The 10,730-nt window shown below is 71.1% G+C and carries 10 protein-coding genes and 1 pseudogene; 9 read left to right on the forward strand and 2 right to left on the reverse strand.

The window, feature by feature from the left end:
• The 8 genes and pseudogenes from E1211_RS26255 to E1211_RS26290 all read left to right on the forward strand — a co-directional run.
• Nucleotides 1–660: pseudogene (locus tag E1211_RS26255) on the forward strand (DNA polymerase III subunit gamma and tau); the annotation flags it as partial.
• Nucleotides 661–777: 117 nt separating this feature from the next.
• Nucleotides 778–1,086 carry a YbaB/EbfC family nucleoid-associated protein gene (locus E1211_RS26260; protein ID WP_233563284.1) on the forward strand — a complete coding sequence of 103 codons (309 nt, stop codon included), beginning with the start codon at nt 778–780 and terminating at the stop codon, nt 1,084–1,086.
• 7 nt (nt 1,087–1,093) lie between these two features.
• Nucleotides 1,094–1,687: a recombination mediator RecR gene (recR, locus tag E1211_RS26265; protein ID WP_132351926.1), complete on the forward strand. Its 594-nt coding sequence runs from the start codon at nt 1,094–1,096 to the stop codon at nt 1,685–1,687.
• 253 nt (nt 1,688–1,940) lie between these two features.
• On the forward strand, nt 1,941–3,614 hold the full coding sequence (locus tag E1211_RS26270; protein ID WP_132351928.1) for an ABC transporter substrate-binding protein: 1,674 nt from the start codon (nt 1,941–1,943) through the stop codon (nt 3,612–3,614).
• 97 nt (nt 3,615–3,711) lie between these two features.
• Nucleotides 3,712–4,719: an ABC transporter permease gene (locus E1211_RS26275; protein ID WP_132351930.1), complete on the forward strand. Its 1,008-nt coding sequence runs from the start codon at nt 3,712–3,714 to the stop codon at nt 4,717–4,719.
• A complete protein-coding gene (locus E1211_RS26280) occupies nt 4,716–5,735 on the forward strand; it encodes an ABC transporter permease (RefSeq protein WP_132351932.1) in 1,020 nt (339 codons plus the stop codon). Before E1211_RS26275 ends, E1211_RS26280 begins: the two co-directional genes overlap by 4 nt.
• An 82-nt stretch (nt 5,736–5,817) precedes the next feature.
• Nucleotides 5,818–6,804, forward strand: a complete 987-nt coding sequence (locus tag E1211_RS26285) for an ABC transporter ATP-binding protein (RefSeq protein ID WP_132351934.1) — start codon at nt 5,818–5,820, stop codon at nt 6,802–6,804.
• Nucleotides 6,801–7,898, forward strand: coding sequence for an ABC transporter ATP-binding protein (locus tag E1211_RS26290; protein WP_132351936.1), 1,098 nt, complete (start codon nt 6,801–6,803; stop codon nt 7,896–7,898). The genes E1211_RS26285 and E1211_RS26290 overlap by 4 nt, the downstream gene beginning before the upstream one ends.
• A 187-nt stretch (nt 7,899–8,085) precedes the next feature.
• On the opposite strand, the gene E1211_RS26295 is transcribed toward E1211_RS26290, so the two are convergent.
• On the reverse strand, nt 8,086–8,544 hold the full coding sequence (locus E1211_RS26295) for a hypothetical protein (protein ID WP_243709706.1): 459 nt from the start codon (nt 8,542–8,544) through the stop codon (nt 8,086–8,088).
• Nucleotides 8,541–9,107, reverse strand: a complete 567-nt coding sequence (locus tag E1211_RS26300) for an HNH endonuclease family protein (protein ID WP_207915517.1) — start codon at nt 9,105–9,107, stop codon at nt 8,541–8,543. Before E1211_RS26300 ends, E1211_RS26295 begins: the two co-directional genes overlap by 4 nt.
• Before the next feature lie 240 nt (nt 9,108–9,347).
• Here E1211_RS26300 and E1211_RS26305 point away from each other — a divergent pair.
• The coding region (locus E1211_RS26305) for an MFS transporter (protein ID WP_132351940.1) at nt 9,348–10,730 on the forward strand (1,383 nt) is incomplete at its 3' end.

Here is a 10,730-nt window from a genome sequence, read left to right on the forward strand (position 1 = left end):
GCCACCGGCCGGGCCGGCGGCAGCGGTGCGCCCGGCCCGGTCACCGACGGGGGCGACGACGAGGATTGGCCCGAGCCGGCCCGCCCCGGCGGTGCCGCCCCCGCTGCGGCCGGCGACTCCGCCCCCGCCGCGGACGCGGGGGACGGCTGGCCCGAACCGGCCCGGCCAGGAGGGGCCGCCCCGGCGGGCGTGCCCGGCTCGGCCGGCGTCCCGAGCGCCCCGGGAAGTGCCACCGTGAGCGCCCCGGCCGCCGCCACCGGCAGCGCCGCCCCGGCGAACACCGGCGGTCCGGCCACGCCTCGGCAACCGGCCACGCAGAACGGCAACGGCGCGGCGGTGAGCAGCGCCATCGCCGCGGCGCGGGCGGCCGCCGCGGGCCGTGGTCCGCGTACCGCCCAGCCGGCCCGGCCCACGGCGGACAGCGACTGGGCGGGCGAACCGCCGTACGACCCGGACTACGACGGGCCGGTCCGGCCCGGCGCCGGGCGGACGCAGGCGGCGCCGGCGGCCCCGGCCTACGAGGGGTTCGACCCCGGCGACGAGCCGCTGGACGACGTGGTGGACGAGAAGACGGCCCGGGAGTCGAGCGAGGAGCAGGCGGTACGGCTGCTCCGCGAGGCCTTCGGCGCCGAGAAGATCAACGAGGTGGACGCCCGCTGAGCGACGCGGGTGGACGCACCGGAGAGTGGATCGGTCGGACCCAGCGGATAGGCTGAGCGACGGCCCAGCAGACGAGTGCGAGAAGGAGCCATCGTGCGCCCAGGTGGACAGCCGAACATGCAGCAGATGCTGAAGCAGGCGCAGAAGATGCAGCAGCAGATCGCCCAGGCGCAGGCCGAACTCGCCGAGGCCGAGCTGACCGGCACCGCCGGCGGTGGGTTGGTCACCGCGACCGTCGCCGGCACCGGCGAGGTCAAGAGCATCAAGATCGACCCGAAGGCGGTCGACCCGGAGGACGTGGAGACCCTGGAGGACCTGGTCGTCGCGGCTCTGCACAACGCCGCCGAGGCGGCTCGGGAGCTGACCGAGCGGAAGATGGGCCCGGTCGCCGGTGGCATGGGCGGCCTCGGCCTGCCGGGTTTCTGAGCCGCAGATGTACGAAGGCGCCATCCAGGACCTGATCGACGAGCTGGGCCGGCTGCCGGGTGTGGGCCCGAAGAGCGCCCAGCGGATCGCCTTCCACGTCCTCTCCGCCGACCCGGCCGACGTCAACCGGCTGGCCGGCGCCCTGCGCAAGGTGAAGGAGCTGGTGCGGTTCTGCACCAGCTGCTACAACGTCGCCGAGTCCGAGCAGTGCCGGATCTGTCGCGACCCGCGCCGCGTCGACGAGGTGATCTGCGTCGTCGAGGAGCCGAAGGACGTGGTGGCGATCGAGCGGACCGGTGAGTTCCGCGGTCGCTACCACGTGCTCGGCGGGGCCATCAATCCGCTGGAGGGGGTCGGGCCGGACAGCCTGCGCATCCGCGAGCTGATGACCCGGCTCGGCAGCGGCGCCGTTCGCGAGCTGATCCTCGCCACCGACCCGAACACGGAGGGTGAGGCGACCGCCACCTACCTGGCGCTGATGGTCAAGCCGATGGGGATCGCCGTCACCCGGCTCGCGAGCGGTCTGCCGGTCGGCGGCGACCTGGAGTACGCCGACGAGATCACTCTCGGTCGCGCCTTCGAGGGCCGCCGCGCCGTCTGAGCCGCGACTCAGGCGCTGCCGTCCGACGCCCTTCGGTGGAACGCCTCGCCGCCCTGCCCGGTCGACAAATCGCTTATCTCCATAGTCATGTATGTGTCGCCCTCGGCCCCTGGCGGGCCTTCGGGTGTCAGAAGGTGTCGGCTTGATAGCGATTACCTCACGGGCGTTCCGCTTCTTGGTTTACCTGTCATAGCCTCCCGCACACGGACCGAGCCACGACTTCGTGTGGTCAGGCGCATGACAGAGGTGAGAGATGCAGGCGAGAAGGCTCAGAACGGCCGTCGCGATCGCGGCCGTCACCGCCCTGGCGGTAGGCGCCGCCGGGTGCGCGGAGAGTGAGCGTGACGGCGACAGCGGAGAGGCCAAGACCGGCGGCACCTTCATCTTCGCGGGTGCCGGTGACCCGAAGAACTTCGATCCGATCTTCAACGACGACGGTGAGTCGTTCCGGGTGGTCCGGCAGATGTTCGACACCCTGGTCACTCACAAGCCGGGCACCGCGGAGCTGACGGGCGGCCTGGCCGAGAGCTGGGAGCACGACGCGACCGGCAAGGTCTGGACCTTCAAGCTGCGCCAGGGCGTGAAGTTCCACGACGGTACGCCGATGAACGCGGCCGCGGTCTGCTTCAACTTCGACCGCTGGTACAACATGAAGGGCGCCGCGGCCCAGGCGAACATGATCTACTACATGGACACCTTCGGCGGGTTCGCGAAGAACGAGGCCGAGGGCGCCGGCGAGTCGATCTACAACAAGTGCGAGGCGAAGGACGACGGCACCGCCGTCCTGACCCTGAACAAGTACAAGGGCGCCTTCCCCGGTGCCTTCGCGCTGACGTCGCTCTCGATCGCCAGCCCCGAGGCGCTCAAGAAGTTCGACGCCGACACTGTCACGCAGAACGGTGACTCGTTCGCGTACAGCGCGTTCGCCAACGAGCACCCGGTCGGCACCGGTCCGTTCACCTTCGGCGGCTGGGACAAGGCCAAGGGTGAGGTCACCCTGAACCGGAACCCGGACTACTGGGGTGACAAGGCCAAGGTCGACAAGCTGATCATCAAGATCATCAAGGACGAGAACACCCGCAAGCAGGAGCTGCGGGCCGGCACCGTCCACGGTATCGACTTCCCGGCCCCGGCCGACCGCAAGGCGCTCGCCGACGAGGGCTTCCAGGTCATGGACCGGCCGGCCTTCAACATCCTCTACCTGGGCATCAACCAGAAGAACCCGAAGCTGAAGGACCTGCGGGTGCGCCAGGCGATCGCCTACGCGCTCAACCGTCAGCAGCTGGTGCAGACCAAGGGCCCGGGTGGCGCGAAGGTCGCCGACGAGTTCCTGCCGGACACCGTGCTCGGCTACGCGCCGGACGTGCAGAAGTACGCGTACGACCCGGAGAAGGCCAAGCAGCTGCTCAAGGAGGCCGGCGCCGAGAACCTGACGCTGAACTTCTACTACCCGCCGGACGTCACCCGGCCGTACATGCCGAACCCGCAGGAGATCTTCACGATCCTGGCCAACGACCTGCAGGCCGTCGGCATCAAGGTGAACGGTGTGCCGCGTCCGTGGAACGGTGGCTTCAAGGACGACGTGCAGACGTTCGGCAAGCACGACCTGCACATCCTCGGCTGGACCGGTGACTACAACGACCCGGGCAACTTCGTCGGGACGTTCTTCGGCCGGGGCAAGGCGGAGTTCGGCGACCAGGCGATGACCGAGATGTTCGAGGCCATCAGCAAGGCCGACGGCACCGTCGACGAGGCGGCCAAGAAGGCGGCCTGGGAGCAGGTCAACCGGGACATCGCCAGCAAGTGGCTGCCGGCCGTTCCGGTCTGGCACGCCCCGCCGGCCATCGTCGTCACCAAGGACGTCGAGGGCATGGTGGCGAGCCCGCTGACCGACGAGCGGTTCAACACCGTCAGCGTCAAGCAGTGACGCCGATCGGCTGACGCCGTAGGCGGAATCGGCCCGGGTTGGGGGTTTCCCCCGCCCGGGCCGATTCCGCGACCATCGAGAGTCTGGTGTGTGAGAGATGTTGCGAGTCATAGTCCGCCGCCTGCTACAGCTGGTGGTGACGCTGATAGCGCTGTCGGCGCTGATCTTCATTTGGCTGCGGAACCTGCCCGGCGGCCCGGTCGACGCGCTGCTCGGTGAACGGGCCACCCCCGAGACCCGCGCCCTGCTGACCAAGGCGCTCGGTTACGACCAGCCGATCCACGTGCAGTACGGCAAGTTCATGCAGCGGATTCTGACCGGTGACTTCGGCAACTCGATCCGCACCGGCGATCCCGTCATCGAGGTGATCGGCCGGGCCTTCCCGGCCACCTTCGAGTTGGCCCTGGCCGCGATGGTCATCGCGGTCGGCCTCGGCATCCCGCTCGGCTACCTCGCCGCCCGCTGGCGCGGCCGGTCGCTCGACCACCTGACCGTGGTGGGCACGCTGCTCGGCATCTCGATCCCGATCTTCTTCCTGGGCTACCTGCTCAAGGACGTCTTCACCCAGAACATCCACTGGTTCCCCCCGTCGGGGCGGGTCGGCATCGGGCTGGACAACACCAACATCACCGGCTTCTTCGTCCTCGACGGCCTGCTCACCCGGGAGTTCGACGCGGCCGCGGACGCGCTCTGGCATCTGGTCCTGCCGGCGTTCACCCTCGCCACCATCCCACTGGCGGTCATCGTCCGGATGACCCGGGCGAGCGTGCTCGACGTGCTCAACGAGGACTACGTACGCACCGCCGAGGCCAAGGGCCTGCGGCACCGCACCATCCGGGGGCGGCACATCCTGCGCAACGCGCTGCTGCCGGTGGTCACGACCATCGGTCTCCAGACCGGTGCGCTGCTCTCCGGCGCCGTGCTCACCGAGAAGGTCTACAACTGGGGCGGCCTCGGCACCCTGATCACCGACTCGATCACCGGCAGCCGTGACTACCCCGTGCTCCAGGCGCTGATCCTGCTGGCCGCGTTTGTCTTCGTGGTGGTCAACCTGCTGGTCGACCTCTCCTACGCCTTCATCGACCCGAGGGTGCGTGTGCGATGACCGAACCCACCACGCAGGCAGGTCCCCCGGCCCCCCGGCGAAAGGGCGAGCGTCCGGGCCGTACGGGCGGGAACGTCAACCGGCTCGGCGACCGCAAGAAGGCGCGCCTGGAGGAGTTGGCCCAGGCCAGCGCCGGCAAGGGCGGCGTCAGCCTGTTCCGCGACGCCATGCGCCGGCTGCGGCGCAACCCGGCCGCGATCGTCGGCGCCACCATCATCGCGCTCTTCGTCCTCGTGGCGATCTTCGCGCCGCTGATCGCCCCGCACGACCCGGTGCAGCGCTTCGACGAGTTGACCAGCAAGCTCGCCGCGGACAACATCCCCGGGCCGACCGCCGGATTCCCGCTCGGCTCCGACGAGTTGGGCCGGGACCTGCTCTCCCGTCTGATCTACGGCAGCCGGCAGACGCTCTTCGTGGGCGTCCTCGCCACCCTCATCGGGCTCGCCATCGGTGTGCTGCTCGGCGCGATCGCCGGCGCCTTCGGCGGCTGGGTGGACAACATCCTCATGCGGGTCACCGACGTGATGCTGGCCCTGCCGGCCCTGCTGCTGGCGATCACGCTGGTCGCCCTCGCCAGCCGGTCGAGCCAGTGGACGGTCATCCTCGCGGTGGCGATCGTCAACGTGCCGATCTTCGCCCGGTTGCTGCGCGGATCCATGCTCGCCCAGCGGGAGAGCGACCACGTGCTCGCCGCCCGGGCGCTCGGCGTGAAGCAACGCAGCATCGTCCTGCGGCACATGCTCCCCAACGCCATGACGGCGGTGATCGTGCAGGCCACGCTGACGCTCTCCGTCGCGATCATCGAGGCCGCGTCGCTCTCCTTCCTCGGCCTCGGTGACCCCGACCGGGACCGGGCCGAGTGGGGCGCGATGCTCGGCGACGCCGGGGTCCGCTACTTCGAGGTACGCCCCGAACTGGCCTACTACCCGGCGCTGGCCATCATCGTCGTCGCGCTCGGCTTCACCCTGCTCGGTGAGGCGATGCGTGAGGCCATCGACCCGAAGAACCGGCGGTGACGACGATGCGATTCGACAGCGGGGCCGGCGTCGGCCGGCGGCGGCCGCGAGTGACGGACCAGCACGGTGAGGAAGTGACCCGATGAGCCTGCTCGACGTACGAGATCTGAGCGTCGTGTTCCAGCGGCGCGGCGAGCAGCCGTTCACGGCGGTCGACAAGGTCAGCTTCACGGTGGAACCGGGGCAGACGGTCGGCCTGGTCGGCGAGTCGGGCTGCGGTAAGAGCGTGACCAGCCTGGCGATCATGGGCCTGCTCCCCAAGCGCGGCAACAAGGTCAGCGGCGAGGTGCTCTTCGACGGCGCCGACCTGCTCAAGCTGCGGCGGGACGACATGCGGGACCGGCGCGGCCGGGACATCGGCATGATCTTCCAGGACCCGCTCTCCTCGCTGAACCCGGTCATCCCGATCGGCGTCCAGGTCGCCGAGGTTCTCGAGCGGCACCAGGGCCGTGACCGCAAGCAGGCGCTGCGCGAGGCACGCGAGCTGCTGGACGCGGTCGGCATCCCCGACCCGGACCGGCGGCTCAAGGAGTACCCGCACCAGATCTCCGGCGGTATGCGGCAGCGGGCGCTGATCGCCATCGCGCTCGCCTGCAAGCCGCGACTGCTGATCGCCGACGAGCCGACCACCGCCCTGGACGTGACCATCCAGGCGCAGATCCTGACGCTGCTCAAGCAGCTGGTGGACGAGACCGGGACCGCGCTCATCATGATCACTCACGATCTGGGTGTGGTGGCCGGTCTCTGCGACACGGTCAACGTGCTCTACGGCGGCAAGGTGGTGGAGCGGGCCCGGCGGCACGAGTTGTTCGCCCAGCCCCGGCACCCGTACACGCACGGGTTGCTCAACTCCGTGCCCCGGCTCGACTCGATCCGCGGTGAGCGGTTGCACGCGATCCGCGGCTCGGTGGCCGACAACATCCCGTGGGGAGAGGGCTGCGCCTTCGCGCCGCGCTGCGACAACGTCGTCGACGCGTGCCTCGAAGGACCGCCCCCGCTCGAGCCCACCGCCACCGGCGGCGACCTGCGCTGCAACAACCCCGTTTCCGAGGAGGTGGCGGTACCGTGACCGAGCGGACCCGACCACTGGTCGAACTGCGTGACGTGAAGGTCCACTTTCCGATCAAGAGCGGCGTGGTCTTCGACCGCACCGTCGGCTATGTCTACGCGGTGGACGGCGTCTCGCTCTCCATCAACCCCGGTGAGACGTACGGGCTGGTCGGCGAGTCGGGCTGCGGCAAGTCGACGCTGGGCCGTGGCCTGCTGCGGCTGGTCGAGCCGACGGACGGCGAGATCGTCTTCGACGGCACGGACGTCCGCGGGCTCAAGGGCGAGAAGATGCGCCAGGCGCGCCGCCGGATGCAGATGATCTTCCAGGATCCGCTCTCCAGCCTGGACCCGCGCCAGTCGGTGGAGTCGCTGTTGCTGGAGGGCCTCAAGGCGCACGGGCTGGCGAACGACAAGGCGGAGACGAACCGGCGGCTGCGCGAGACGCTGGAGGCGGTCGGCCTGCCCGCCTCGGCGCTCACGAAGTACCCGCACGAGTTCTCCGGCGGCCAGCGCCAGCGGATCGGGATCGCCCGGGCGCTGGTGCTCGACCCGGATCTGATCGTCGCCGACGAGCCGGTCTCCGCGCTCGACGTGTCGATCCAGGCGCAGGTGCTCAACCTGCTGAAGGACCTGCAGGGGGAGCGCGGGCTCACCTACCTGATCATCGCCCACGACCTGGCGGTGGTGCGGCACATCTCGGACACCGTCGGGGTGATGTACCTGGGCGGTCTGGTCGAGGAGGCCTCCAGCGAGGACCTCTACCGCGAGCCGATGCACCCGTACACCAAGGCGCTGATGTCGGCGGTGCCGGTGCCGGACCCGGTGGTGGAGGACCGACGTGAGCGGATCCTGCTCGCCGGCGACCTGCCGTCGCCGTCGAACCCGCCGGCCGGGTGCCGCTTCCACACCCGCTGTCCCTGGGCGCAGCCGACCCGCTGCGCCGACGAGCGGCCGGCGCTGCGCGAGGTGACCACCGGCCACCGGGTGGCCTGCCACTACGCGGAGGAGATCGCCGCCGGGCGGATCCGGCCGCACGAGGTCGAGCCGGAGCTGGTCCGGCCGGTCGACGGGGCGGCTCCCGGCGACTCGGGCGAGCTGATCCCGACGCCCTGACCGCCCGGCCGGTGGTCGTGCCGCCCGGCTCTCCGGGCCGTCCGGCCACCGGTTGGCCGGCCTGCTTACCGGGCCGGCGCGAACGTGATGCCGCAGAGGCAGGTAGCTGCCTCTGCGGCATCCTGCGTCTACGTGGAGGGCGTGCCCCGGCCGGTCCAGCGGGAGCCCCGGACGTCGCCCGCGGCGCTCAGCCCTCCGGACGGTCGAGCAGCCCGACGGCGATGCCGTGCACCGCGTCGAGCGCGGCCGGATCCGGCAGAGCGGCCCGGCCGCCGGTGACCGCGTACCACTCGTCGGCGTCCTTGTACTGCACCGTGAGGGCGACCTGCCCGTCGGTGTACTCGGTCCGCAGGGTCAGCTCGCCGGTGACGACGCCGACCTCGTCGGTCATCACCCCACCCGGGCCGGCCACGATGTCGCTCGTCCGGCTCTGCGGGGCACCCGCGACGGCGGCGCCCGGGCTCGCCGCGGGGACGCCACTCCCCGCGTCCGCCTGCATCCCGGCACCGGGCACGGCCGCAGTGGCGGCCGGTGGTCCGTCGGCGTTCATGCCGGCGCCGGGCACCGCCCCCGGAGCCCCGGCGTCGCCGTCCGCGGTCATGCCGGCCGTGGTGGGCTCCGGCCCGGTTCCGCCTCGCTCGCTCATGCGCAGCCCTCCAGCATGTCGGTCAGGGCGGTCTTCTCGGCGCTGGTCACCGTCAACCGCCAGTGGTGCTTGACGGTTACCCAGTCTTCGGCGTACTGGCACCAGTACGACCGGTTCGCCGGTTTCCACTGGGACGGGTCCTGGTCGCCCTTCGACCGGTTGGAGGTCGCGGAGACCGCGATGAGCTGCGGACGGTTGGTGTCGTTGGCGAAGTCGCCCCGATCCGTGTCGTCCCACTCGTCCGCGCCGGAGCGCCACGCGTTGGCCAGCGGGACGACGTGGTCGATGTCCACGTCGGAGGGGTCGGTGAAGGTCCGGCCGTCGTAGGCGCTCTCCCACCGGCCGCCGACCACGTTGCAGCCGGAGAGCTTGATGTTCTCCCCGTCACGCTTCAACACGGTGTCGCGTACGTCGCAGTTCGTGCCGGTGTCCCGCCAGTGCGGGAACCGAGCCCGGCTGTAGCCCTTCATCGAGCCGGCGCTGGCGACGGTGAGTTGGCCGAGCATCTCCACCGCGTTACCGCCGGTGCTGCTCGGGGTGGCCTCCGGCTCGTCCACGGGCATGCAGCCGGCCGTGCCGAGCGTCAGCGCCGCGGCGAGCACGGCCGCCGCGACCGGGCGCGGTCCTGATCTGGTACGCACAGACGACACCTCTCCAGCTTGCGGGCTTACGGCGATCCCGCACAGTACCCAAGCATGGTTTCGGCGTTTCGTGGCGTCTCACAGATGGCGAGTGGATGATGGGTTCCCGTGTCTCAACCCTCACCTGCCCTGCGGATAAGCACCGCCGCCGGCCGGGGAACAATGCTCGCCACGGTCCTCGCCTCCGGGATGGTCTTCCTCGACAGCACCGTGGTCAACGTCGCGTTGCCCCGGCTCGGCTCCGACCTGCACGCCACCGTGGCCGACCTCCAGTGGACGGTCAACGGCTACATGTTGATGCTCGCCGCGTTCGTCCTGCTCGGCGGGTCGCTCGGTGACCGGTTCGGCCGACGCCGGATCTTCCTGCTCGGGGTGGTCTGGTTCACCGCCGCGTCCATGCTCTGCGGCCTGGCCCAGGGGACGGGCTGGCTGATCGGCGCCCGCTTCCTTCAGGGCGCCGGCGGCGCCCTGCTCACGCCCGGCTCGCTCTCGGTGCTCCAGGCGAGCTTCCACCCCGACGACCGCGGCCGGGCGATCGGCGCCTGGTCCGGGCTCTCCGGCGTCTCCACGGCGCTCGGTCCGTTCATCGGCGGCTGGTTGATCGATGCGCTCTCCTGGCGGTGGATCTTCTTCCTGAACCTGCCGCTCGCGGTCCTGGTCGTGCTCGCCGCGCTGCGCTGGGTGCCGGAGAGCCGCGACGAGGACGCCTCGCGCACCCGCGTCGAGGGTGACCGGCACCGGCGGTTCGACGTGGCCGGCGCCCTGCTCGGGGCGGTGGCCCTGGGCGGTGTCACGTACGCGCTGATCGACGCGCCCGGCCGGGGCTTCGGCGCGCCGTCGGTCTGGGGCTCGGCGCTGCTCGGGCTGGTCGCGGGAGTCGCCTTCGTGCTGCTGGAACGGCGCCGGGGCGAGGCCGCGATGCTGCCCACCGGGCTGTTCGGCAGCCGGCTCTTCTCGGTGCTGAACGTCTTCACGGTGGTCGTCTACGCCGCGCTCAGCGGTTTCACCTTCTTCTTCGCCGTGTTCCTGCAGAACGTGCTCGGCTGGTCGGCGCTGCTCACCGGGGTCGCGCTGCTGCCGATGACGGTGCTGCTGCTGGTGGGCTCGTCCCGGGCGGGGGCGCTCTCGGCACGTATCGGGCCTCGGTTGCCGCTGACCGTGGGGCCGGTGGTGGCCGCGGCCGGGCTGCTGCTGTTGCGGCGGGTCGGCCCCGGGGCGTCGTACTGGCCCGACGTGCTGCCCGGGGTGCTCCTCTTCGGCGCCGGGTTGACCCTGGTCGTGGCGCCGCTCACCGCGTCCGTGCTGGCCGCGGCGGCGGACCGGTTCGCGGGGGTGGCCAGCGGGTTCAACAACGCCGCGGCCCGGGCCGGTGGCCTGCTCGCGGTGGCGGCGCTGCCGCTGCTGGTCGGGCTCTCCGGCGAGGGGTACGCGCAGCACGCTGCGCTGACCGCCGCGTTCCGGGGCGCGCTGCTCTGGTGCGCGGGCCTGCTGCTGGCCGGTGCGGTGCTGGCTCTGCTGCTGGTGCACCGCCCGCCCCCTGTCTCT

Source organism: Micromonospora sp. 15K316 (assembly GCF_004348525.1).
GTDB lineage: Bacteria > Actinomycetota > Actinomycetes > Mycobacteriales > Micromonosporaceae > Micromonospora.